Source organism: Nitratireductor sp. GCM10026969 (genome assembly GCF_042660605.1).
GTDB lineage: Bacteria > Pseudomonadota > Alphaproteobacteria > Rhizobiales > Rhizobiaceae > Chelativorans.
Genome location: NZ_JBHSUM010000001.1, coordinates 100,602 through 123,624 on the forward strand (window position 1 = coordinate 100,602; position 23,023 = coordinate 123,624).

The 23,023-nt window shown below is 60.1% G+C and carries 20 protein-coding genes and 1 pseudogene; 10 read left to right on the plus strand and 11 right to left on the minus strand.

What is annotated here, in order from left to right; translation table 11 throughout:
• The first annotated feature begins 59 nt into the window (after positions 1–59).
• From ACFP9U_RS00460 to ACFP9U_RS00480, 5 genes are all read left to right on the plus strand, one after another.
• On the plus strand, positions 60–950 hold the full coding sequence (locus tag ACFP9U_RS00460) for a PP2C family protein-serine/threonine phosphatase (RefSeq protein WP_378618207.1): 891 nt from the start codon (positions 60–62) through the stop codon (positions 948–950).
• A gap of 137 nt (positions 951–1,087) precedes the next feature.
• Positions 1,088–2,596: a surface lipoprotein assembly modifier gene (locus ACFP9U_RS00465; protein ID WP_378618209.1), complete on the plus strand. Its 1,509-nt coding sequence runs from the start codon at positions 1,088–1,090 to the stop codon at positions 2,594–2,596.
• A gap of 89 nt (positions 2,597–2,685) precedes the next feature.
• On the plus strand, positions 2,686–5,313 hold the full coding sequence (locus tag ACFP9U_RS00470) for a FecR family protein (RefSeq protein ID WP_378618210.1): 2,628 nt from the start codon (positions 2,686–2,688) through the stop codon (positions 5,311–5,313).
• Between the two features lie 95 nt (positions 5,314–5,408).
• Complete coding sequence (locus ACFP9U_RS00475; protein WP_378618212.1) at positions 5,409–7,607, plus strand: CHASE2 domain-containing protein; 2,199 nt, start codon at positions 5,409–5,411, stop codon at positions 7,605–7,607.
• A gap of 62 nt (positions 7,608–7,669) precedes the next feature.
• Positions 7,670–8,038, plus strand: coding sequence for a DUF3307 domain-containing protein (locus tag ACFP9U_RS00480; protein WP_378618214.1), 369 nt, complete (start codon positions 7,670–7,672; stop codon positions 8,036–8,038).
• On the opposite strand, the gene ACFP9U_RS00485 is transcribed toward ACFP9U_RS00480, so the two are convergent.
• The 3 genes from ACFP9U_RS00485 to ACFP9U_RS00495 all read right to left on the minus strand — a co-directional run bounded on the left by ACFP9U_RS00485 (position 8,031) and on the right by ACFP9U_RS00495 (position 10,747).
• Entirely contained in the window at positions 8,031–9,251 is a 1,221-nt protein-coding gene (locus ACFP9U_RS00485) for a PP2C family protein-serine/threonine phosphatase (RefSeq protein ID WP_378618216.1), read from the minus strand. The two genes, ACFP9U_RS00480 and ACFP9U_RS00485, sit on opposite strands and share 8 nt — an antisense overlap.
• Positions 9,252–9,436: 185 nt before the next feature.
• Entirely contained in the window at positions 9,437–10,027 is a 591-nt protein-coding gene (locus ACFP9U_RS00490; protein WP_378618218.1) for a hypothetical protein, read from the minus strand.
• A gap of 78 nt (positions 10,028–10,105) precedes the next feature.
• Positions 10,106–10,747, minus strand: coding sequence for a hypothetical protein (locus ACFP9U_RS00495; protein ID WP_378618220.1), 642 nt, complete (start codon positions 10,745–10,747; stop codon positions 10,106–10,108).
• A 304-nt stretch (positions 10,748–11,051) separates the two neighbouring features.
• On the opposite strand from ACFP9U_RS00495, the pseudogene ACFP9U_RS00500 reads away from it, so the two are divergent.
• Positions 11,052–11,144 (plus strand): annotated as a pseudogene (locus ACFP9U_RS00500) (transposase); the annotation flags it as partial.
• 155 nt (positions 11,145–11,299) lie between these two features.
• On the opposite strand, the gene ACFP9U_RS00505 reads toward ACFP9U_RS00500, so the two are convergent.
• Positions 11,300–11,485, minus strand: coding sequence for a hypothetical protein (locus tag ACFP9U_RS00505; protein WP_378618222.1), 186 nt, complete (start codon positions 11,483–11,485; stop codon positions 11,300–11,302).
• Between the two features lie 64 nt (positions 11,486–11,549).
• Positions 11,550–13,322 carry an adenylate/guanylate cyclase domain-containing protein gene (locus ACFP9U_RS00510; protein WP_378618223.1) on the minus strand — a complete coding sequence of 591 codons (1,773 nt, stop codon included), beginning with the start codon at positions 13,320–13,322 and terminating at the stop codon, positions 11,550–11,552.
• A gap of 134 nt (positions 13,323–13,456) precedes the next feature.
• On the opposite strand from ACFP9U_RS00510, the gene ACFP9U_RS00515 reads away from it, so the two are divergent.
• Positions 13,457–13,924, plus strand: a complete 468-nt coding sequence (locus ACFP9U_RS00515) for a GNAT family N-acetyltransferase (protein WP_378618225.1) — start codon at positions 13,457–13,459, stop codon at positions 13,922–13,924.
• Here ACFP9U_RS00515 and ACFP9U_RS00520 read toward each other — a convergent pair whose 3' ends face one another.
• The 4 genes from ACFP9U_RS00520 to ACFP9U_RS00535 form a co-directional block, all read right to left on the minus strand.
• Complete coding sequence (locus ACFP9U_RS00520) at positions 13,925–14,512, minus strand: hypothetical protein (protein WP_378618227.1); 588 nt, start codon at positions 14,510–14,512, stop codon at positions 13,925–13,927. It abuts the gene before it with no gap.
• A gap of 139 nt (positions 14,513–14,651) precedes the next feature.
• Positions 14,652–15,986: a hypothetical protein gene (locus ACFP9U_RS00525; protein WP_378618228.1), complete on the minus strand. Its 1,335-nt coding sequence runs from the start codon at positions 15,984–15,986 to the stop codon at positions 14,652–14,654.
• Positions 15,987–16,068: 82 nt separating this feature from the next.
• A complete protein-coding gene (locus tag ACFP9U_RS00530; RefSeq protein WP_378618230.1) occupies positions 16,069–17,421 on the minus strand; it encodes a TfuA-like protein in 1,353 nt (450 codons plus the stop codon).
• Positions 17,418–18,767 (minus strand): YcaO-like family protein, encoded by a 1,350-nt coding sequence (locus tag ACFP9U_RS00535; protein ID WP_378618231.1) that lies wholly within the window; start codon positions 18,765–18,767, stop codon positions 17,418–17,420. Before ACFP9U_RS00535 ends, ACFP9U_RS00530 begins: the two co-directional genes overlap by 4 nt.
• A gap of 218 nt (positions 18,768–18,985) precedes the next feature.
• Here ACFP9U_RS00535 and ACFP9U_RS00540 point away from each other — a divergent pair, with 218 nt between their 5' ends.
• The 3 genes from ACFP9U_RS00540 (at position 18,986) to ACFP9U_RS00550 (ending at position 21,038) form a co-directional block, all read left to right on the plus strand.
• On the plus strand, positions 18,986–19,663 hold the full coding sequence (locus ACFP9U_RS00540) for a Crp/Fnr family transcriptional regulator (protein ID WP_378618233.1): 678 nt from the start codon (positions 18,986–18,988) through the stop codon (positions 19,661–19,663).
• 285 nt (positions 19,664–19,948) lie between these two features.
• Positions 19,949–20,752 (plus strand): response regulator transcription factor, encoded by an 804-nt coding sequence (locus ACFP9U_RS00545; RefSeq protein WP_378618279.1) that lies wholly within the window; start codon positions 19,949–19,951, stop codon positions 20,750–20,752.
• A 163-nt stretch (positions 20,753–20,915) separates the two neighbouring features.
• The gene (locus ACFP9U_RS00550; protein ID WP_378618234.1) at positions 20,916–21,038 is read left to right on the plus strand and encodes a hypothetical protein; all 123 of its coding nucleotides are present in this window, start codon (positions 20,916–20,918) and stop codon (positions 21,036–21,038) included.
• Positions 21,039–21,119: 81 nt separating this feature from the next.
• Here ACFP9U_RS00550 and ACFP9U_RS00555 read toward each other — a convergent pair whose 3' ends face one another.
• Positions 21,120–22,439, minus strand: a complete 1,320-nt coding sequence (locus tag ACFP9U_RS00555) for a sensor histidine kinase (protein WP_378618236.1) — start codon at positions 22,437–22,439, stop codon at positions 21,120–21,122.
• Entirely contained in the window at positions 22,436–22,957 is a 522-nt protein-coding gene (locus ACFP9U_RS00560; RefSeq protein WP_378618238.1) for a molybdopterin-dependent oxidoreductase, read from the minus strand. The genes ACFP9U_RS00555 and ACFP9U_RS00560 overlap by 4 nt, the downstream gene beginning before the upstream one ends.
• Positions 22,958–23,023 lie beyond the last annotated feature (66 nt).

Sequence of the window (23,023 nt, forward strand, 5' to 3'; positions counted from 1 at the left end):
GGACTGGATAAAGTACGATCATGAATCGCTCTCCAGAACAAAACCGAACCGATGAGGGGATGCCGGACGATCCGGAAGCGGAGGTTCTGCGTCTGCGCGGGGAGGTTACCCGTCTGAAGGCCGAACTTGACGACGTCAAGCTTCTCTATGACGCGATGCTCGAACACGGCGAGGCGGTCGAAGACCAGCTGGCGGAGAAAAACATGTTGCTGGAACGTACACAGCAACGGCTGGAGGCGGAGTTGAAGGACGCGACCCGTTACGTGTTCTCAATTTTGCCCGAAAAGCGAACGCAGTTGCCGGCTACCGATTGGCTTCTGGTGCCGTCGACCGAACTGGGTGGCGATTCGTTCGGTTATCATCAGATCGACGACGACCACTTCGCCTTCTACCTCATCGACGTTTGCGGCCATGGCGTGGGCGCTGCGCTGCTCTCGGCGGCCGTCATTAACGTGCTTCGCTCCTCGGCATTGGCAAACGCCGATTTCCGAGAACCGTCGGCGGTTCTCTCCGCGCTCAACGACATGTTCCCGATGGAAAAGCAGAGCAACATGTTCTTCACCATCTGGTACGGCGTCCACAACCGAGCGTCGCGGGAGTTGCGCTATGCCACAGGCGGGCACCCGCCGGCCATCCATTTGCGCCATGCCGACGGCTCTACGGCGGCAAGCCTGCTGATGACACTTGGCGGAATGGCGATCGGCGCATTTCCCGGTGTGGCGTTCGAAAGCGCCGTGAGGCGCATCGAACCGGGGGACAAGCTTCTGCTTCTCAGCGACGGTACGTTCGAGGTCAACGGGCCGGACGGTGACATGCTGACGGTCGAGCATCTCGCTGCCTTCGCCGCGGGGACGAGCGATCAGCCCTCAGCCATTCTCGAGTGGGTTCGCTCCTTCAACAGCGATGGCCCGCTTCCCGACGATTTTTCACTGTTGCACATTCGCTTTTGACGCTGCGGGTAGCGGTAACCGCCACGAACGGTTCCGAATGAGTAATCAGGTGAGCAACCGCACCGCATCTTTGACATCGGGCGGGAAATAACCGAAAACGACTTGTGAGCCGCGAAACTGCGGCCGAAGAGGGGGGCATGTGGTCAGCGATTCCCGGCATCGATGATCAAGACGGCTCCGTATCGGTGCGGACCTCACGTTTTAAACAGGCGATAGTGGGTATCCTGTGCCGGCCGGAATACGTAATGGATGCGACGTCGCGCCGTTTCTCAATATTGCGTGTGGTCATGGTCGCGAACCTCTGGTTCGCCATCGCTCTGGGCCTGTTCGGGCACCACACTGCCGCGCAGGCGCAGGAACCTATTGATATCCCGCCGCAAGGTGAGCCTGGCGCCAACGCCTCAATCGAGGCGCGCCGCCAAGCTCTGTTCCAGAGGATGATGGCCGATCCGGCCAATCTCGATATCGCCTTCGAATATGCTGCGCTCTCCTCGCGCGCCGGCGACCTAGAGGCCGCCGTTTCGACACTGGAGCGTATGCTGATCTTTGCGCCCGGCGTGCCGCGCCTGCAACTGGAATTGGGCATCCTCTATTTCCGAATGGGTTCGTACCAGTTGGCGAACAGCTATCTGCGCGCCGCGCTCGAGGCGCCGAATGTGCCGCCTGCGGTCGTCGCAAAGGTGGAGCCATATCTCAAAGCGATCCGAAAACGCACGTCGGTGCACCGCTTCAACGGCACGGTTGCCGCCGGCGTGCGTTATCAGTCCAACGCCAACGGCGGCGCGCAGAGCGACATCGTCAGCCTGAACGGGCTGGATTTCCGGCTGAACGACGCCGCGACCGCGGATCCCGATGCCAATGGGTTCCTGTCGGGTCACTTCCACTATTCGCGTCAGCTTCCGTCGCAAGGCGACCGGTTCGAGGTCGAGCTTTCGACCTACGGCGCACTCTACGACGACCATGACGACATCAACACCGCCCTGGCGGAGTTGACCTTTGGACCGGTCGTCAGCCTGGACCGCTTCGGCTTCGATGAAACCGATCTGGGTATCTACGGCATCCTCGGCGGTGTCGCGCTGCGAGGCGACACCTACCGCACGAGCACCGGGATTGGGGTGAGACTCGACAAGGCTTTCACCCACGACACGCAAGGCCATTTGCGTTTCGAGTACCGCTACGACGACTATCACGACACGACGTTGCGTCCCACGGCCTCGCACCGCAGCGGCAGCAGCATGCGCATGTTCGGCAGGGTGCGCCATCACTTGACGAACCGCTTGTTCGTTTTCGCTTCCGCCGAAGGCGAGCGACACGATGCCGACCGCGCCTACAAGAGCAACTGGGAAGTCGGTGCCACCATTGGCGGGACCTATCTGCTCGATCCGCCGCTCGGCAGCGGCACGCGCCCGTGGGCGGCGAGCCTTGCCGCCGGCATCCTCGACCGCAGTTATGACGAGCCGGACATGTTGATCGGCGCGCAGGCCCAACACGACGTCGAGACATTTGTACGTGCGGCCCTGACCGTTCCGTTCCGCCGGACATGGTCGTTGCAGGCCGTCCTCGATTACCGTGACGTGAACTCAAACCACGAGATTTACACATTCGACAATGTCAGCGCATCGTTGGCGATCATGAAGAGCTTTTAGGAAAGATCATGCGGCGGGCAAGCACATATCTGTTGACGGCCTTCTGCCTGGCCCTCATGCCGCAGACCGCTTCCGCGCAGACGGCCGGAGTGGCGGCAGCCGTAAACCAGAACACCCGCGGGACCCCGCCGCAACGGAGTGTTCGCACCATCACGCTTGGCGACGAAATCATACACAATGAACGAATTGAGACCGACACCGACGGACTACTGCAGGTTCTCCTTGCTGATGGGACCACCTTCACCGTCGGGCCGGGCTCGGAGCTCACGATCGACTCCTTCGTCTACGACCCCGACGCAAACACGGCCAGTATCAGCGCATCACTGGGCAGGGGCGTGTTCCGCTTTATCGGCGGCGTAACCTCGAAGACACCGGATGGTGTAAACCTGGAGACGCCGGTCGGTACCGTCGGTATCCGCGGTGCCATCGTCGACATGGTCTTCGAACCTGCCGGCGACGACATGCCGTCGCATATCGACCTGCGTTTCGGCGAAGGCCTCACCCTTTGGCAGCCGGGAGGTACGCCTGCGAGACTCTACAAGGCGGGCTATTCGATCGTCATCGAAAATTCGGGAACGGTCCGGATCGTCCGCACGCCACCAAATTGGACGGGCTTCTTCCAGGCCTTAATCTCCGGCCGCGGCGGCGAAGGTGGCGGCGCTCCGTTGCCCCCGACCGACGACATGGTGGCGGCAAGCAAGGTTCCGGCAAACAATTCCGAACTCCCGCTGCAACTCGATTTCGTGCCGATCCCTACGCCTCGGCCCGAGCGCAACCGCGTGGTCGACGATGGGGGACGTGACGTCATACGCCGGGTGGTGGAGAATCTGATGGACGACAATGAAGGCGAGGAGCCACCACCGCCACCACCACCGCCCTCCGAACAGGTGTCGCTACGGGTCCTGACGTCCCCATCTGGGGCGGCAGGAGATGGAATCGTCGGCGGGTCTGCCGATTCCGATCAGACGCTGGTGCTCACGGTGGAAGAGGGGGCAGGTGAGGGCACCGGGTCCTTGGCACAGGGAGCGATAACACTTCCAGTTTACGACAGTGCAAGCTTCACAAGCCACGCGGTGGGGCCGATTAGCTCACCTTTCGGCACCTTGTCGGGACGCGCCTATAGCGGACCTTATGGGTTCGCAGCCTATCTCCTAGCCATCGATGGGGATCCGAGCAATCCCTTCTACGCCATAACCGGGACCCCCACGGATTTGACCGCGAATTTCGCCGGCGGCGGTGTCAGGCATTACAGTCTCACGCCTGATCCGATCCAGGGGGTCGGCGTGCCTTTCGTGACCAACCACCCAAATCTCGATTTTTCCACGGCGACAATATCTGATTTTCTGCTGGTCGAGCCCACCGCTGGCGGGGATGGGAGCGGGCGTGTCCTGCAAACCTGGATCATGTTAGACGGTGCGGGTGCGAGCCAGAAAAGCGCAATCGGCGTCAATGTCGGTGCTCTGGCTGGTGACGGGAGTGGCTTTACCCTGGACCGGCGCGGAAGCTACCGTGTCTTTTCCAACGAGCGCTCGTATCAATATTTCGGCACTGCGGCCGCTCTGGCAGGAAGTGCCGGTACCGCGATCTTTGGCCGGAACGGGGAAAACTTCGTCGTGAGCGACAGCCAGGCCGACGCGGGGCATTTCTACGATTCAGCGGCCGACGCGTATCTCGCCGGTCAGGATTTTTCGACAATCCACGTCGGCAACCTGGAAAACCGCGTTGCCAGCCCCGGGCGTTCTCTGACGGGGACGTACCAGGGATTTGCAGCAGGTCTCGTGGAAACTGTGTACGATGCGGGCGACGGTGTCACAGTCAGCGATCGGATTTTGGGCCGAAGCGCCGGTCCGCAGGACATGACGATCGCCTTCGATACGGCCAGCAAGTCCATCGGCGGGTCGATCACGATCTCCATGCCGCTCGGCTATCAAGACGTCGGTGCGCCCGAGGGGCTGACGGTGGCGTTCGGCGACGGCATCGACGGCAACACCCAGAACGGCGATTCGGCCTATGTCGATGACGATACGTTCGCCGCGACGGCCAACTCCGATCCGACCAGGACACGAGTGCAGCGATCTTCGGCCGATGACGTCTATCAGCGCCAGGATCAGGAGGCGGGCACCTATATCGTCTCGGGGAACAACACAGATCTGGCGAAGATGGGTGTCTCCTCGGACCATCTATGCAGTTCCTGCGATTTTTTGGAGTGGGGCTGGTGGGGAACGCAGGTCGAGACCGTCTCAGGGGATCCGCCGACGGAAAGCGGACGGTTCTCGGTCCACATGGGAACCTGGGTCGCCGGCGACCTGGCCCAAGCCGCTGATCTCGAAAACCTCGAATCCTCCAACGCCGGCGCCACATACAAAGGTATGGCGGTCGGCAATGTGATGTCGGGTGGAAACGCCTATGTGGCGGCAGGCGACATGACCTTGAACTATTCTTTCGGTGACCGTTCCGGAAACCTTTCGATCGACGATTTCGACGGGCGCAGCTTCAGCGGCGAAGTCTACGGCAGCCCTTACACGGCGACGTTCGAGGGCAGCCTGTCGGGAATGGAACCTTTTGTGTACGGATCGGCCAATGGAGCGTTTGTCAACAATGGCAGCGACGTGGCCGCCGGCGTTATCGGCAGTTTTGACGCTTTCGAGTCGGGGAGTGACTGGCAGGCCAATGGGGTCTTTGCGGGAGAAAGAACCTCGTTGGGTACGCCGCAATAGGCACAGTGTCGCCACCGGGGGAGAGGAGGGGGAGCATCGCCCGGCAATGGTGCAGTGTGCGTTTGGGGGATCGCTTGGACCTGTCTGAAGGAAGCATGGCGCGAAACCGCCACAAGGCATTCTTCCTGTGGATCGCCGGACTCCTCACGCTGTCCGCCATTGTCATCGCCGCGGCGTCCGCTCCGCGGCTTTCCGACCATCTCGGAAACCTTGTTTTCGACGCCTATCAGCGTTTGCAGCCGAGAATGCAGGCCGGCGCCCCCGTGGTGGTTGTCGATATCGATGAATCCTCGATCACCGAGATCGGGCAATGGCCTTGGCCGCGCACGACGATCGCCGCGCTCGTGGACCGCCTCGGCGAGCTCGGAGCTGCGGCAATCGCTTTCGACATGGTGTTTTCCGAAGCCGACCGCATGTCGCCTGCGCGCGCCATCGCCGCCTTGAAGGACGCCGGTGTTTCGGTCACGGTTCCGCAGGACGCGACCATGCCCGACAATGATGCGGTACTCGCCGAGGCGTTTGCGCGCAACCCTGTGGTGGCCGGAATCGCGATCAGCGACGAAACCGGGGCTCCCCTGTCGCCGCCCAAAGCGGGGTTTGCGTTTGGTGGCGTCGATCCGACAATCTATCTTCCCGCCTTCCGCGGCGGCGTCGCCAATCTGCCGGTGTTGGAACGGCAGGCTGCGGGCCTCGGCTTCTTCTCGTTCCCGCTGAGCAACGACGGTGTCGTGCGTTCTCTCCCGCTCCTGGCGACCGCGCAAGGCAATCTTTATCCGTCGCTTTCTATCGAGGCTCTCCGGGTTGCGCAGGGGGGCGGCTCCTTCGTCGTCCGCAGCACCGGCGCAAGCCGGGAGACGGACACCGGCCACACGGCCATGACCGCGCTGAAGGCCGGTGCTCTGGCCATGCCGACGGGGCCGCAGGGGCAGTTCCGAATCTATTATTCCGGAATGCCGGAGATGACGACCGTTTCCGCCGCCGCACTTCTCGGACGCCGCGATGAGGAAGCGCTTCGGTCGGCAGTGGACGGGCACATTGTCCTCATCGGCACCAGCGCCGTCGGCCTGCGCGACATCGTCGCCACGCCATTTCAGGAGGCCACGGCAGGCGTGCGCGTGCACGCCGAGATCATCGACCAGATCATGGGGCAGGTGTTTCTCACCCGGCCTGACTGGGTGCGAGGGGCGGAACTCTTCCTTGCCCTGCTGTTCGGGCTGGTCATTCTGGGGGTGGAGTGGCGCGCCGGCGCGTTGGTCAGCAGCCTTGCGGCGGTGGCGCTGTTGGCCGCCGCCGTTGGACTGTCGTGGCTGTCGTTCAGCCGAGGCCACCTGCTGATCAGCCCGATCTTGCCCGGCGGTGCCGTCCTGGGCGTATTCGCAGTCACTATGCCCGTCCTCCTGCTGATGACGGATCGCGAAAAGCGTTTCATCCGCGGCGCCTTCGGCCGCTACCTGTCGCCCTCTCTCGTGGGTCGGCTGGCCAACAACCCCGGGACGCTGCGGCTGGGCGGGGAAATGCGGGACCTGACCGTGTTGTTCTCCGATATCCGCGGATTCACGAGTTTGTCCGAGAACCTCGATCCCGATGCGCTGACCCGGCTCCTGAACGACTTCCTGACGCCTGCCACCGATGTTCTTCTCGAATCGGAAGCGACGATCGACAAGTATATCGGTGATGCGATCATGGCTTTCTGGAACGCGCCCCTCGACATCGCCGATCATCCGCGCAAAGCCTGTCTTGCCGCGCTTCACATGCTCGATGCCGTCGAAGCCCTGAACCGGAGGTCGGGCCACGGTCTGACGGTCGGAATCGGTCTTCATACCGGCCCCTGCTGTGTGGGCAATCTCGGCTCGGCGCAGCGCTTCAGCTATTCGGCTATCGGCGACAGCGTCAATCTCGCCTCCAGGGTGGAGGGCCTCACCAAGCAATACGGCGTGACCATTCTCGTCACCGAAGAGACACGGCGGGGCGCGGCCGATCTGGCCTTTGTCGAAGCCGATCTGGTGCGGGTGGTGGGCCGGAAGGAACCTGTACCGCTGCACGTCCTTGTCGGCGACGCCGCACAGGCGCACACGCCGGCATTCGAGGCGTTCGCGGCCGCACACGGCCGTTTCCTGGCGCATTACAGGCGGGCTGAAGTCGATGCCGCGGAGGCCGCGCTCGCGCACACTCGCCGCGCTGCGCCCGTCTCACTCAACAAGCTCTACGATTTTTATGCACGGCGGCTTTCGGCAATGCGGCAGGACCCGCCAGGCGCCGATTGGGACGGTGTCTTCGTGGCCGAGCAGAAATAGACCGGGATCGCCGTGCGGCGCAGTGCCGGTGCGTTGGGTGATGAAAGGTGGAAGGCAGGATCATGACGATATCGGCTCTGATTGTTCTCGTGATCCTGGAGGTGAAGCACTTCCTGTTCGATTTCGTCTTCCAGACGCCGTACCAGCTCAGGAACAAGGGCACCTACGGACATCCCGGCGGCTTCCTGCATGCGGGGCTGCACGTCGGCGGCACTTTCCTCGCGCTCCTGGTGATCGCGCCGCCGCTGTTGCTGGGCGCGGCGATCCTCGTTGCCGAGTTCGTTGTGCACTACCACATCGATTGGGTGAAGGAATATATCGGCCGCCGCACCGGAAACGGCGACACCGCTTTTTTCTGGCGCATGATCGGGCTCGATCAGCTGATGCACCACCTTACGTATGTCGCGATATTGGTCGTTCTGTTCATGTAGCCGGCCCGGCACTCGCACTGAGAAAAGTCAGTGCAAGACAGGTGAGGTCGTCGTGCTGTGGCGCATTGCCGGCGAAGGCCTCAGTCTCGGCCAATATTCCCTCGACGAAAGCGCGAGCGTCAAGCTTATGGTGCTTGTCGAACGCGGCTCTCAACCGCTCCTCCTCGAAAAGCGCTCCTTTTGCATCGTGAGCTTCCGTTATGCCGTCGGTAAACAGCAGCAGTCGGTCTCCGCGGTGGAGCACCGTTTCGCTCGTCGTGTAGCCGGCCGGACTGAGGACACCAAGTGCGATGCCTTCGGATGCCAACTCTTCCATCCCGCCATCGCAACGGCGAAGGATCGGCGGGTTGTGGCCGCAGTTGGTGTAGCTCATGCGCCCTGTGCGCAGATCGACGATTGCTCCGAAGAAGGTCGCGAATGTTGATGTCGTGTTCTCAGCCTCCAGTAGGCCGTTGGCGCGTTCAAGGGCGCGCCCGATATCGTCCGGCTCCTCCCGCAGGGCCATGCGTATCGTCGTTTGGCAAACTGCCATGAACAGGGACGCGGGCACACCCTTGCCGGAAACGTCACCGATCGTCACGGCCAGCCGATCCTCGTCGACAAAAAACGCATCGTAGAAGTCGCCGCCCACGTCGTGGGCGGGCCGCATGGCGGCGAACAACTCGGCGCGTCGGGAGAGATCCTGCGGCAGCGGCTGCGGCAGCATGGCGCGCTGGATCGCCGTTGCGTTGGCCATCTCCTCGCGATGCTGGCGCTTCAAGGCGATCTGCCGCGCCATCTTCTTGAAGGTCGCGGCGAAATTCACCAGTTCAGCCGGGGGATTGTTGAGGTTCTCCAGCATCTCGCTGTCGAATTCTTCCCGCTCGAGCGCCGCGAGCGCATCTGTGTAGACACCAACGGCCGTGTTGAAGGCGCGGATCTGGCCGCCGAGTTGGCCGATGACATAGCGCAGGACCTGCGGCTCGCCTTCCGCAATGCTGTTGAACTGGTCTCTCCCGATCCTCAACAGGCAACCCGGCTCGATGGCGCGGACCGTTGCTGTCCGCCGGAGGTTCGCGAGGATGCCTATCTCGCCCAGCAGTGCCTGCTCGCGGATCGTCGCCAAGCAGACCGAGCCCGATGTCGTCTGCGCCACGACCTCGACCGTGCCTTCCAGGATCACGATTGCCGAATCGCTGACCTCGCCCTGCCGTAGAAGTACATCGCCGGCCATGAACGCTTCCTGCCGGCAGGCCGCTAGCACCTGCTCCAATGCCGTTTCGGAAAGTTTTCCGAAGAAGGGATGGTTCGACAGGAGTAACCGCAATTTGTTCATCGGACCATTCGGGTTGCGCGTCTCGCCATGTGCTTGTCCGTACGCTCTGGATACGATCCTGTCGTAATACGAATTTTCAGCCGTTATCCGAGAACATCCCTTCCGAGCTTTGCCGAAAGCTTATTGAGCGCTAAAGCCACTTTAGGGTTGCTTGCATTGCGGGCGTAGTGCTCGCTGTCCAGCGTAAAGAACCCGTTGATGAAGCTTGCCGCTTTGGTCGAGCTGTAGTTCAGCGACAAGCCATCGAAGTCGGCAACCGAAACGGATCTGCCTTTTCCTTCCAGCAACTTCAGAATACACCGATAAATGATCTGGGATCGCGCGGCTTCCGATGCCAACAGGCAGACTTGGCGCAAATGTGGACCGATAGCATCATAATCCCCACCCCGTGCGAGTGTTTCAAGTGCATCTTTCAACGATTGCGCCGTGACCGGTCTGTCTTTGCCACCCATGTTGCTGTAATGAGTTTCGTCGCGTCTCTGGTTCGCGGTCAGATCGTAGTTGAAGCTCCCGCCCAGTCTTTTGATGTACTGGTCATGCCGATTGATGTGCAGCACCAGGCCTTCGGGAGTGTTGACGAGACACCAGCCGTGCGCATTCGCCCTCAGATCCCCGCGCAGCTGCGTGATGAAGCGCTTATATCCGCTTAATGACAGGCTGATTCCGATCGGCATGAACGCGGTCTCCTCTAAAGTTATAGCGTGCTGAAAGGCGAAACAGGGGCTCGTCCGCCTCTGTGCGGGATGCGATCATCAACCATCTACAGAATTGAGGGCCCAGACATGTGCGGCTTTGGCAGAGGTGGTGCCAGGGCTTTTCTTCCCCAGCCCGAGTTGCCAGTTGATCAGCACGAAAACGTTTTCGCCTTTGCCAAACCATTCCGTCTGATAGTGGAAGGTCAGGTACATCTTGTCTTCGTAGTAGTTGTAGACGAGACGACCGTGCTGTCCGGCTTGCCGCCATCCAACCGCCGTGTATTCGATATAGCCGGTCTGCCCTGTACCGCCGCCGGACTTGCCTTTCAGGTTGTTAGGCTGGCCCTTGAATTCGCTGATGTAGGCGGCGTATTTTCGGCCTTTCGTCGTCATCTTGGTGTAGTCGGCATCAGGTAACCAACCGTCGATATTTCCGTGGTACGATCGCATCTTTCCGGGCACCTCGGACGCGAGGGTGGTGTTACTTTCTCCAGGAAGGCCCGGCAGGTCGAACACCTCTTCCGAAGCCAGGATCTGATTGATAAGTCGATTTAGCTTTTCGGGCAGATCGGTGCTGTTCACGGATCTGATTCCCTGGACCGGGCGCCTGCCGCGCTTTTTGATGACGTGTTCGCTAGACCATACGGTCTTGATGTAATCGGCCATTTCTCTGGTCGTCATCACGGCGAAATCAACCACTTTCTGATACTCCCCCACGTGGCAAAAAGTAAGCTCGGACTATGGCGCAGCCGCAACATCCAACCTACGCATCTACACGAGGAAATGCCATTAGATGCGCATTTCAGCCTGGAAATGTCTCAGGAGAAATTCGGGACACGCAAAGTCCATTTCCGGATTATGACATGTCACGTTCGGCGATGCTCCCCAGAACCTCCGTATCGCTTTCGGCCGCCCGCGGTTGCGTCACCACGTTCCCCTAGCAAAGTGGTTCCCTTGCAGCTTGGCGCAACAGGGCACGACTGGCAATGCTTTTGAGGCGGTGATCTGCTCTGAGCGGCTCTGGATGGAGCGGCTGGAATACGACCGGCTGTTCCGCTGGTTCGTCGGCATCGGCGTCGATGATCCGGCATGGGACCCGGAGCAGCGGTCACTCTGACCCGCGGAGATTTGGCAGATGGCGGGCCGCCCGCCGCGCGCCGTTTCATTGTTTCCGAAACATGTCGCTGGCGGGAGAGGCCCTTTGCTACAGCAGCGATCCGCGACAACCTCAAACCTTCGCGCGATCTCTCCTCAGGGTCTTCTGCCGTCGCAATCAGCCAACTGCAGATAAAGCTTAAAGGCCATTTCCTCATCACCCGGCATGTGCTTGCCAAGTGATTCTGCGCCACCTTCTGCACCCCGTATGTCAATTCCGGGCGCGAAGGTGGTCAAGATCCAGCCGAAGCGAAGAGAGTTCCAATATCGTTTTCTTCTCATTCGCCTCTGCTTCGTGCGAGCGCATCTGTTCGGTAAGCACAACCTCGTTGGGATGCCGGGAAACCTAACGCAACCCGGCCTTTCGAAGGCCCTCGACCAAGACTTCCAGATCTTCAGCGTGTCTAAGCGGCGGAACCTTGCGCCAATGCTCGATCGTGAAGTTCGGATGGACTTTCATGACTGCCTGCGCATGACGTTGGGCTTCGGCTATATCGCCGAGCAATGCATGGCTCGCCGCCATCAACCGATGTCCTTCGGATTGATCCCGCATCCTGCTGACGGTCTGGATCGTCTTTTCGTACTCGCCGTCATGGAAATATGCATCACCCAGATACCAAAAATAGGAATCCGGGCAGTAAGGGTTGAGCCTTATCGCCCTTTGCAGCAGTTCTACGGCACGCTTTCCTTGCCGGACATACGCAAGGCAGTCGCCCGCCTCCGCCAACAGATCCGCATCGTTTGGATTGAGTTCCAACGCGTGCTCATAGGCCGCCAACGCTTCGTCATGCTCCTTTCTGTAGAGGTGAGCCATCCCCATTTCCGAGTAGCCACGCGCATCAAGATTATCGTACTCAACGGCGAGCTTGGCCAGCTTGAGCGCTTCGTTCAAGGCGCTGTCGGGATCATTGACCCAGTTGTACCGCCAATCAAAATTGAGCGTGCGCGAGATCGCGGCATAGCTTCGGCCATAGTGCGGATCGATGTCGCGCGCCTGTTCAAACAGTCGCCGCGCGTGTAAATTGCTTTCTGCCCGGAAACGGAAACTGAGATCCAACCCTCGCAGTATGAGTCCGTAGGCGTAAATGCTGGGATAGGCTTGCGCGGAAAGTCGACGCCTTTCCGCCGCGTCGATGTGAAGTGCCACCCGTGATGCGACAGTGGCCGTGACGTCATCCTGGAAGGCAAAAACATCCGCCATCGAACCGTCATGACGTTCAGACCAGACAATATTCTCCGATTCAGCCTCGATAAGGTCAACGGTAATCCGAATTCCCTTCCCCATGCGCCGGAAGCCGCCCGAGAGCAGATATCGGACCCCAAGTTGATGCCCGATCTCGCGCAATGACTTGAGGCTGGCGGCCGCGAGGAAAGTCGAATGGCGCGCAATCACCATCAGGTCGCGGAATCGGCTGAGATGGGTGATGAGGTCGGCGACGATACCCTGACAGAGATGTAGGTCGGCGGGATCACCGGAAACATTCTCCAGCGGGAGCACCGCAAGGGAAGCATCGGGTGCCAGTCGACTCGCCGCAAAGGGTGACGCAGAAAGCGGGACCGGGTCGAGGTGTGAAGGCGCAGAGGCAAGATCCACGGCGTAGACCTCGACTGGCGAGGAGATGTTTTTCAGCTTTTTCTTGCCAAGCGACCGCAGCGTTAGTTGAGAGCCATCCCTCACGGTCTGGTAAACCGTGTCGCTGATGCAGATCCCTCCGGGTTCTGCCAGTTCCTGGATGCGGGCCGCCAGGTTGACGCTGTGGCCGTAGACTCCATCTTCGCCGGAGATCGTGTCGCCTATCGTGATCCCGACCCGGTATGCGAGCGGTTCCCGCCCACCGGACCATGTGGACTCTCGCGACAGCTCCCGCTGCATTTCTATGGCAAAATGCAAAGCTTGGCGGACACTGGGAAAGACTGCCACCAACCCATCACCGGCCGTGTTCACGACAGCGCCACCATAATCGCCGATGAGATTGCGGATCATCGCAAGCGACCGTGTCAGGCGCTCGACCGTTCCCGCTTCGTCCTGCTCCACGAGGCGGGTATAGCCATGAATATCCGCATAGAGCACGGCTGAGAGCCGAGAGGCAGTCAAACTGGATTGTAAACTCTTACCCATGATCTGGCTTCTTTGAAGTCGCCACAGGTTATTAGCACATCACCGATGTCGCTGCGACTGCATAGACTTGCATCTATGTAAAAGCATCGACGGAAGCCGGTGTGACATAGCGTGAAATGGGTTATTATCATCGAATGAAGCAAGAACAGAAATTCGAACTGAGGCCGGCTCGACGCGACGAGTTTGCCTTCGCTGAGTCGATTTACATCGACGTGATGCGGCCGCTTTTACTCGGCCTCAACTCTTGGAACGAAGCAGCGCGAAGGGCGGCATTGCGCCGATCCTTCAAGGCCAGCGATACCAGCATAATCATTCTCAACGGCATGGATATCGGCTGGATGCAGGTGAGCGAACGCGATACGGATTACAATATCGCTCAGATCCATCTCCTCAAAGAGTACTGCGGCCGTGGTATCGGTACGCAATTGATCAACGCTCTTCTGGAACGGGCAAGACGGGAGGGAAAAACAGTATCCCTTTCTGCTGTTCGCACAAACCGGGCGATCAGGCTTTATGAGCGGTTGGGCTTTCGTGTCATCGAGCCCGACGCCACTCCGATTATAGACATGGTGTGGGATCCCTATGGACCGCCCCGGTCTTGATCAGTCGCTGTTTCCGCCACCACGAACGGTTGCGCCCCGTACCGTCGCACCGCGCACCGTTGCACCACGGGCGGTCGCGCCCCGCGCATCGAAACTTCCCGGCCCGCCAAGCACGGCGTCGAGCAGCACCTGTTCGAACATGCCGCTCTCGACGTCCATGCGGATTGTGTAGTCGGCCTTGTCGTAGGACCACACCATGATGTCGTCCGCGAACTGAAAGTTTCCCGCGCCGACACCGCCCAGCGAGGGCTCGGGTGTGGCGCGTGCACGATGAGGCTCGTTGATCTCGGCCTTCACTTCACTTGCCGGAAGCCCAGGACCATGGACCAGGAACAAGACCGGTCGCGGTAAATCGTAGTAGAATCCCTCGAAACTGAATCCGTAGATCCGGGCAAAGCACGGTTTGTCCGAACGAAGTTGCTGCTCCACCTGGCCTGGCAGCCCCATACGACTTTTTGGAAAAGGGCCGTGTCGGGGATCGGTGCGCCCCTTGTCTCCGGGTTTGGCTGGCGGCTCCGTGACCTGAAGATCTTCTACCACACGCCCGAAAAGCAAGATACTGGAATGACTAAGTAGTGTCTCTGCCATTGATATAACCCCCTTAGAACGCAAGAACCTCGCCTAGTCGCCATCCACACACACTCGTTCTGCGTCTTGTGCTTCAGTCATTCATCAACTTTTTCTGTGTCGACCTAGTTGAAATTCCCTCTTGATCACTTGATTCATCTCACAATCTCCCTTGTGCCATTTCAAAACGTTCGCGATAGGAAAGGCGACGTCGACAGCACGGCCTTTGTACCGGTACGAAGAGACGCCGTAGATCGAAGTGATTGTCCGGGCCGGACGGCTTCAGCCGCGGTCCAACGCGCGCCATACCGATCGCGCGCCGGCGAAGATTGACATCGATGATGCGCCGGTAACGTCCTCCGGTGAGCATCCGGTCGACGGCGAAGAGTGTTTGCCCGACGTCATCATAACCCAGATGATGCGGCGAAAGCAGCCGCCAGCTCTCGGCCAAATAGGTTCCGATAACGTCGCGTGCCGCGACAAGAGCTTCGCGGAATCCGTCCGGATCGGCGGCGAAGGTTTCGTCGAAAACCGGCTGGATGACGCGGTGATAGCCCGGGTGATCTTCCAATCGGTCGGAAAGGTCCTCCGTGCTGGCGCTGAACAGCCCACGCTCCACCAGTTCCTCGTGGAAGATATCGACGAACATATCGAAAATCGCGCCGGTCAACGGCTGCGCCAGATCGTGTTCATCACGCCAGCCGGCCGCGAAATCGAGGAGCGTAAGCGGATTTGCTGCAAGGCGCATCTGCTCATTGCCGGTCAGCTCCGCAAACCGATTGACAACGTTGAGCGCGTAAAGATTGCCGCGTGTGCTTCCTAGGAGATCATCGATCACGGAGTCGAAATGCAGCGCAGCGATCAGCGCCGTCAGATCGGCCGCGGACTCGTGGAATCCGAAATATTCGGCACGTGCCGTTTGTGGGTCCGGTACGCCAACGATCGAATAGATGATACAATGGCCGACTTCATGCGCCACGATGTCGAAATTCAAGCTGAACGGGTGGATATCCCCGTTGGACGCGCGATGGAATCCGGTCTCCAGAAAGCCGTATCCCATATAAGCATTTTCCAGCACGCCGCGCTCGAGCACAAGTTCGAGCCGGTCGAAATCACGCGCGAAATGCCATTCGATTCGATGGCCGAAATATGCTTCCCAAATGTCGAGCGTCCACCGGACCGCGGCAAATAGATGTGCGGCCTCGAATTCAGGGCTTTCCACCGGTATATGATCGAAATGGCCGTCGGCATCGGGCATTGCAGGGGGAAAGACCGGCCCCCGCCACGGCGGAAGCAAAAAGAAAGGACTGCCGAAACGGTTCTCCGCTTCTCCGTAGGGTATCGGTTTGCCGATGGGATCAATGACATACATGCGCGCGTCGGAAGGCCCGGGGCCGATCGTGCCGCTGGGCGATGACACCCTTATTGTCTCGGCGTCCCGGAACGGTTCGAGGAAGGGCGCCTGTGCAAAGAGCCGGAACCGCGTTCCGGCCATGTCTCTTAGATTTCTGCCCCCCTTCATCAATTTTATTCCCCTCGGGTGGGGCCGACCGTATCAAGGCTCGCCGCTACATATTTCATGTTAGCCGCGGTTTGCGTTGTGCGCCAGAGCGCTCCGGTTCGGCACCTCTAACCGATAAGGCGTATTCCATCGCCAACAATTCGTAGAACCGATCAAGGTCCGGAAACCCGATCGCGGCAACGTAGGCCGCGAGATCGTACGGCACATCCCTTCCAAGCCGCGTACCGAAGTACCAGGAGACCAGCATCGGCGGCGGGATTTTCGCGTCACCCTCCGCGCTCTCGCGAAAACGCGCCTTCGCACGGGCCCGTTCGCGCAATGCAGTGTAGGCATTTTCCTGACGAAGCTGATCGAGCATCCAGGGCCGCAGTTCCGCATCGCGCTGCCGCGCTAGCTTTTCCAGGGCCGCGCGATCGGCCATCAGCCGCTCGAAACGAGCTATATCGATATCGTTCTCCGCGGCCCAATGCTCCACATCCTTCTGGCGCATCATGCCGAGCGGCAGTCGGAACGCCAGGATTTCTTCGGCGATCTCTCTGCGCTGCGGCTCGAGCCCCTCTCTTGCCGTCGCTTCATTGGCGAGAACCTGCAGGAGCGCGGCCTGCCTTGTCCGCGCATAGGCGTCGCCCTCAAGCCGCAACTCATCAAGGACCGCTTCGCCTTCACCTTCATTATCCTTGCCCTGGGAAGCGGCAAGCCAGGGCACACGGGCCCAAGCCTCGGTCCATTCGAATGAGAAAGACGGAGAGGCCGGCTTTTCGCCGCGGGACATGAAATCGTCGATCGTCCGGAGAAGCTCCAACGCATCATCCCGCTTACAATCCACCTTTCCCGTTGGCAGCCAGGCAAGGAGGCGTTCGCGCACCGTTGCCGGCATTTCTTCAGCCGTTGCGAGTACGTTCGTCCATGTTCGCTCCTGATAGAACTGGGATTTCGCGGCGGCCACGATCATATCTGCGGAGGGCGAATCCAGAATACCTTCCGCCAATGCACGCTCCACCGTTGCGCGGATATTCACCATCGGTTCGCTGAGGCAAAGATAGCAGGTCTCGGGCGGCCCGTGGACGAGTGCGACCTCGTCGTCATCGGTGAGCCTGCCGTCGCGATAATCCTCGAAAATCCGGCCGACACCGTACATCCCGAAGCTGTGCAGTTCGGCAGCGCGAAGTGCTCCCATGCTGGAGGCACCGAACACGGCAACGCCATTTGAAAGCGCCCACAGAACCTCCTTGTGCCAGACGGCCGGCACGCCATCGAAATATCCGTCGATGATTCCGATCGCCTTCGGTTTCGTTCGCGCCGCCGCGTAGAGATCGCCCTGGCGGACGGGTGGGCGGAACTCGAAATGCCGATAGGGCGCAAGCTCCTCACCGCGCAACGTCGGACCGCAAAAGACGATAACGCTCATGACGCACCTCCCAACAGCCGGCGCGCCCGCTCTCCAGGCACATAGGCGTCGTGATCGTCGGGTCCTTCGAGCCCCGGAACCACGACGCGGACGATGGACAAGCCGAGCCAGGATTTGCTGAGGTCGACTGCCACCACTTCGCGCACATCCACGGCCCTCAGCCGCGCGAGAAGCCAGGCGAGGTCGTCGGCGAAATTGTCAGACGACCGATCGGGAATGGCTCCGAAGTCCCTCTCGGGTAGATGCTCGGCGCGCAATCGGGCGGCGACACGCGCCTTTCGTGCACGCTCCGTCTCAGTATATTCTTCAGGAAGGAGATCGTCGCGGGCTCCCGAGATGTAGGTCGTGCGGACCTGGATGGCTTCCGTCAGGGCCCTTAACAGCGCGATGCCGGGCGCCGGATGTGCCCCTGCACCCACGCCGTGGTGGTTCCGGGGATTGCGCCGGTCGGTTATCAGGCAGAAGAAGGCCGGAACGTCAACGTCGCTCGTCGTCTCCCAGGCCGTCACGTCGAATTTCGCGCGTTCGAGCTTGCCGAGCACCTCCCGGCAGGTTTCGTCGGCGACACTGTCGAGATTGAGCCCGGTACGGGCGCGATCCTTCGATGGGATCCGGTTCCACAGAGCCGTGGCATCGCGCTCGACGACCTCGCAGATCGCGTGGCAGACCGCTTCGACCATGGTGTTGCCGGAAGCGAGGCCGTTGCTGCTGCAATCGAAGTAGCCGCTGCCGGGCGGCAGAGGCAGCGTGAAATTCGTACGGACGGATTCGAAAGGAACCCAGCGCGACGTGCCGGAGAACAGATCAACGCCCTCGATCCAAAGCGTTACGAGGTTTTGGTCAAATGGGATATCGTATACCTTCGGCAGACGGTCGACATCGACAAATGCATGGGAATGGGACAGCTCAAAATAGCTTCCGAGCTTCAGGGGCAAGTCAATATGCTCCGCGTGATAAAGCTCGGCCGCTTCCATAAGACCCGACGCTGCCGCCGCAGCCAGGTCGATCCCCTTGCCCTGTGAAACCGCGAGCGAGCGCGCGTTCGGGCGGCACACCATCACGACAGGCACGCCGATGCGGTCGAGCCCAGTGACATTTGCAACGCGCGTAATACCCATCCGTGACATGAGTTTGTTCACGCGTGCGACGGTTTCAGATGGAGCGACGGTGCGGTGGCTACCAAGAAAAACCTCCTTCGCTCCATCCGAACGATTGTCATGGAGCTGTTCCAGAGAGGGAAATGGACCGCGCTCAAAGGACAAATGTTCTTCCGTTCCGCAGATATTTGTCCGGGATAGTAGATTCCTGGATGCCCCAGTGGAAGCGGCTGAAGGCAAGAACGTCAAAGCAACTCATTCCTCCCGGCGCAACTTCACGGCGCATCTTGCCTGATGGGGATGCGCGAGACGGTGCCATTCCGTATTCGCTTTATTCGCCGCCAGAAGAACTTGGAGTGGCAATGTGTTGACCTAGGCGAAGCTTCAGACCCACTATGCGCCCTACAAGCCGACCGTTGGATGGGCAGATCACACAGATGTCATCGAAGGGATCCGTATTTCCGGACATGAGCGATCCGGGGAGTGTGAGCTTCGCTTCCCGCCCGGCAAGGTTGTCTCAGGATCTGTTCGATCTTCTGTTTGGCGGATGCCGGCCCGAACACTTTGATGCAGGCGAGCATCTCTTCATGCAGGAGGATCCGGGTGATCGCATCTACGGTGTGCTGTCCGGTACGGTGGAAATCTCGATCTACGGGCTCACCGGACGCAAGCTTGTCGCCAATATTGAATTATCGCGAAGTCTTATAGGCGAGATCGGCGCGCTTGACGGGGGACCACGAACAGCGAGCGCGCTTTGCCTGACTGGATGTACGTTGGTTTCCCTCAGCAGGGTTCAGTTTCTGGACAGGCTGGAGAAAAATTCTCACCTCGCGATCGCGATGATCGGACTCCTCTGTGCCCGGCTACGATGGGTCAGCGGCGAGCGGAGCGATCAGGCGCTGCTCAAAATCGAAACCCGCCTCGCCAAGCGGTTGCTGTTCCTCTCCGGAGTATTGGCCGACAAGGATGGCTGGATTCCAATTTCACAGGCCGACCTTGCCGCGTTCCTGGGGGCGACACGGGAATCGGTCAACAAAATGCTCAACGAATGGCGTGGCCGCTCCCTAATCGCGATTAGACGCAGTGCCATCCGCGTGACGAATGCGAACGGCTTGCAAGCCATTGTCGACCTGGATGGCTCATAGTTCCCGGAGTGGCAGGCCCACCCCCGTGCGATAAGAAAAGCGTGTGTGGCAAATTTCACAGACAGAAGAATCAAAACTCCCTAGAGTTGCCGAGTTTCACGCTCGGGCCAGGCGAAATGATGCTTTTGTAGAACCGACGCAGAACGCATGCGGGGAGCGCACTCAAGCATCGGAAGCGTGAAAGATCGTCGTCTTCAGTTGGCCGGGCGTGAATCTTAGCAGACCTTGTCTGAGGGGATCTCAGAACAACCAGTTTTCTTTCGTCAAAGCACGAGAGTGACCGATATGACCGTTCATTCTACGCATACCGACCTTGGAACCGACGGCAGGCCGAGCATGTTTCATGGCTTCGAGCGGACCATCGATGGATCGATCAACAAGTTCGATGATGACATGCACTCCAGCGGAGAAGGACTCGACGAGGTTCGTGAAAATGTGCACTCTGTTGCATTGATCGATGCCTGCATACTTCGGCGAGAATGCCTGCGAAGCGGTCTGATCTCGCAACGTGTTTCATGGGAGATCGCCACCTTCGATTCCGTGGATGAATGGCGCGCGGCCGATCTTTATCCTCCCGCTACAGCAATCCTGTTCCACATAGGCCCGCAAAAGTTCACCAGTTCAGGCGTCGCGGATCAACTCAAAGAACTCGTTGAGGATTTCAGCCCGACTCCAGTCATCGTTTTCGCCGATTCCGATGACATCGGGCAAATTATCCATGCGCTCGATTGCGGCGTTCGCGGCTACATTCCATCCTCGGTGAGCATAGAGGTGTGTGCCAAGGCAATTAACCTGACCTTGGCAGGTGGTGTTTTCGTCCCGGCAAGCAGTGTGTCCGCGATGCATCAAATGGTTGCCTCGGACGCGTCGCATAACAGCCAACTGGCGGAGCTTTTTACGCCACGTCAGATCGAGGTTGCGAACGCCATAAGGCAGGGCAAGCCGAACAAGATTATCGCCTATGAGCTCAACATGTGCGAAAGCACGGTGAAAGTTCACGTCCGCAACATAATGAAGAAGCTGAATGCCACAAACCGCACCGAGGTTGCCTATAGGGTAAGGGATCTGTTCCCAAGCGAAAGCATCTGATGTCGCTGGGCGGTAACATGATGAGATCGGGTACGGGACGCGTTCGTCCATACGTGTCGGCCCGTCCCTCGGTGTCAACGTCACCACGAATTTCGCTCTGGGCGGCATGAGCGCTATGGCGCCATGATTTGCTCGGCTGGCTTTCGGCGACACGCCGCTGTCGATGCACGCCTTTGCCGGCGGTGATGCCTTTGCCGTCACCGGCGTTCCACACGTCGAGGACGCAGCCATAATCGAGGCCGGGATCGACTTCGAGATCACCAACAAGGCCAGGCGTCACCGATAGTGGGCAAATCGGCGGCGGTGCACAGGAACATGGGGTGAATCCCAGCCTGGGCATCCGCTTCTGACCCAGAACAACCGCACTCTACAGGGATAGTGCGAGCGTGAATGTCGAACCGAAGCCCTGCCGGCTTTCGAATGTCAGGTCTCCGCCAAGCATGCGGGCAAGGCGGCGCGAGAGATGCAGCCCCATGCCGACACCGTTTACCTTTGCCGCGGTGCTGGCGCGAAAGAAGGGCTGAAAAAGTCTATCCTTCTCCTCTTCCGGGATGCCGATCCCTCGATCCTCAACGGCGATACGTATCCGGCTGCTGTCCGCCCGGACACGGACCGTCACCGGTTCTGTCTGCGGGGAATATATGAGGGCGTTGGCGAGCAGATTGCCGACAATCTGCTGAAAAAGGAGCGCATCGGTGGTGATGCGGGCGGGGACCTCGTTTCCGGTATCGACATGGATGGTCCGGCCGGGGCTTGCGTCGAGTTGCCGTTCCCGCGCGATCTCCAGTTCGGCCGCGATATCGCATTCGGTTTTCTTGACCTCGATCCGGCCGGCTTCCAGTTTCATGGAATCGAGTGTGGCCTGCATCAGGTCCGTCAGCCCCTTGATCGTCTCCCGCACGCGGCCCGCACGCTGTCGGATCTCCGCTCGAGGCATTGAATCGCCTGCGCGCAGGATGCGCTGCATCGAGGCGTCGATCACCGAAAGCGGGGTGCGGAACTGGTGGGAGACGAGCGCGACAAAGCTGCGGTATGCCTCACGGATTTCCTGCTCCCGCAGGAGCGACATCTGTGCCCGTTGCTCCGCGTGAACCGCGGCGAGCATGCGCCAGGAGATGAAGGCGCCGAACGCCAGGATGACGATCACCGTCGCGATGACCTGCATGATCGCGCCGTGCTGCTTGTCCAGCTGGGCGCCGGTCTCGTTCCATTGAGCAACCATGGCGCGGTTGGCTGCGCGGCCGATCTCGCTGGCGAGTTCGGCAAGCAACTCGTGAAGGGGTTCTGCCTCGCCCTCGGCACGCGCGTTGGCGGAGAGGAAAGCATTCTCTCGCGCGTAGACCCGTTCCGCAAGCGCGCGTATCGCCTCGAAGTGACCGAGATCGGCGAGATAGCGGCGCTGCGGCCCGTCCTCAAGCAGCGTGAGGCGGCTGAGGAGCACATTGTAGCGCAGCGCCAGCGTGTCGGCGTCGGCTTCCCCAAGACGCGCTTGGGCCAATGTGATGTCGAGCTGCTGGGTGGCCACCTGAGCCTGCGCGATCGCCCAAAGCATGTTGTCGCCCGCCTGCGTGCGCAGTGCCGCTTCCGTGCTCCACAGGCGCCAAAGAGCAAAGACGAGGAGGCCGGTGAAGATGAGGATGGCGGCAAGACTGAAGGGATAGGCCAGGACGCCACGCCGGGCGGTCATTGGATATCCAGATGATTGAGCTGCCAGACCCAGCGATAGTCGTAGCGCAGGTCCTCGAGTTCGGCGTGATCATCGCGCGGGTAGACGATCCAGAGCGGCCCCTTGTCGCGCGTCTCCAGCCGTTCGCCATTCATATGTGTCGCCACGACGACATCGAAACGGGTGAAATCCTCGGCCGGAATGTCGATCACATAGTCGTTGAGCGCGCTGGCCGTAACCGTTTCTCCGTCGGCACCCACCAGTTCCAAGAGGTCGCGCATGTAAAAGCCGTCGAAACGCTGAACGCCATCGGTCACGACCGTGGTGGTCTCCAAAGTTGCCGGCGGAAGCGTCTCCAGCATCGCGCGGTCGAAGACCGCCTTTTCCCTGCGGTTCGTGTGTTCGATCCGGCCTTCGATCTCCAGCAGGATCTTGCCGCCCGGATCGCCTAGAGTCGCAGCGAATGCCGCGCCCGCGGTGGCGACAATATGTGCCGAAATGATGAAGGCACTCAAGGAAAAGAATTTGGCCTCGCCCATCGTGACGTTCCCCCTGCGCGTTCTGCGCCTGTCTTTAGCTCCGATTGAAGTTACAGCCCATCCTTT

Excerpts from the sequence above, each read along its gene's own strand:
- ACFP9U_RS00530 (WP_378618230.1), bottom strand. The coding sequence starts at position 17,421 with ATGAGCGTTATCGTCTTTTGCGGTCCGACGTTGCGCGGTGAGGAGCTT.
- ACFP9U_RS00490 (WP_378618218.1), bottom strand. The coding sequence starts at position 10,027 with ATGCCGATCGGAATCAGCCTGTCATTAAGCGGATATAAGCGCTTCATC.
- ACFP9U_RS00550 (WP_378618234.1), top strand. The coding sequence starts at position 20,916 with ATGCACGCCTTTGCCGGCGGTGATGCCTTTGCCGTCACCGGCGTTCCA.
- ACFP9U_RS00515 (WP_378618225.1), top strand. The coding sequence starts at position 13,457 with ATGAAGCAAGAACAGAAATTCGAACTGAGGCCGGCTCGACGCGACGAG.
- ACFP9U_RS00485 (WP_378618216.1), bottom strand. The coding sequence starts at position 9,251 with ATGGCCGGCGATGTACTTCTACGGCAGGGCGAGGTCAGCGATTCGGCA.
- ACFP9U_RS00480 (WP_378618214.1), top strand. The coding sequence starts at position 7,670 with ATGACGATATCGGCTCTGATTGTTCTCGTGATCCTGGAGGTGAAGCAC.
- ACFP9U_RS00505 (WP_378618222.1), bottom strand. The coding sequence starts at position 11,485 with ATGAGAAGAAAACGATATTGGAACTCTCTTCGCTTCGGCTGGATCTTG.
- ACFP9U_RS00540 (WP_378618233.1), top strand. The coding sequence starts at position 18,986 with ATGAGCGATCCGGGGAGTGTGAGCTTCGCTTCCCGCCCGGCAAGGTTG.
- ACFP9U_RS00555 (WP_378618236.1), bottom strand. The coding sequence starts at position 22,439 with ATGACCGCCCGGCGTGGCGTCCTGGCCTATCCCTTCAGTCTTGCCGCC.
- ACFP9U_RS00465 (WP_378618209.1), top strand. The coding sequence starts at position 1,088 with ATGTGGTCAGCGATTCCCGGCATCGATGATCAAGACGGCTCCGTATCG.
- ACFP9U_RS00525 (WP_378618228.1), bottom strand. The coding sequence starts at position 15,986 with ATGGCCGGAACGCGGTTCCGGCTCTTTGCACAGGCGCCCTTCCTCGAA.
- ACFP9U_RS00460 (WP_378618207.1), top strand. The coding sequence starts at position 60 with ATGCCGGACGATCCGGAAGCGGAGGTTCTGCGTCTGCGCGGGGAGGTT.
- ACFP9U_RS00510 (WP_378618223.1), bottom strand. The coding sequence starts at position 13,322 with ATGGGTAAGAGTTTACAATCCAGTTTGACTGCCTCTCGGCTCTCAGCC.
- ACFP9U_RS00520 (WP_378618227.1), bottom strand. The coding sequence starts at position 14,512 with ATGGCAGAGACACTACTTAGTCATTCCAGTATCTTGCTTTTCGGGCGT.
- ACFP9U_RS00475 (WP_378618212.1), top strand. The coding sequence starts at position 5,409 with ATGGCGCGAAACCGCCACAAGGCATTCTTCCTGTGGATCGCCGGACTC.
- ACFP9U_RS00545 (WP_378618279.1), top strand. The coding sequence starts at position 19,949 with ATGACCGTTCATTCTACGCATACCGACCTTGGAACCGACGGCAGGCCG.
- ACFP9U_RS00560 (WP_378618238.1), bottom strand. The coding sequence starts at position 22,957 with ATGGGCGAGGCCAAATTCTTTTCCTTGAGTGCCTTCATCATTTCGGCA.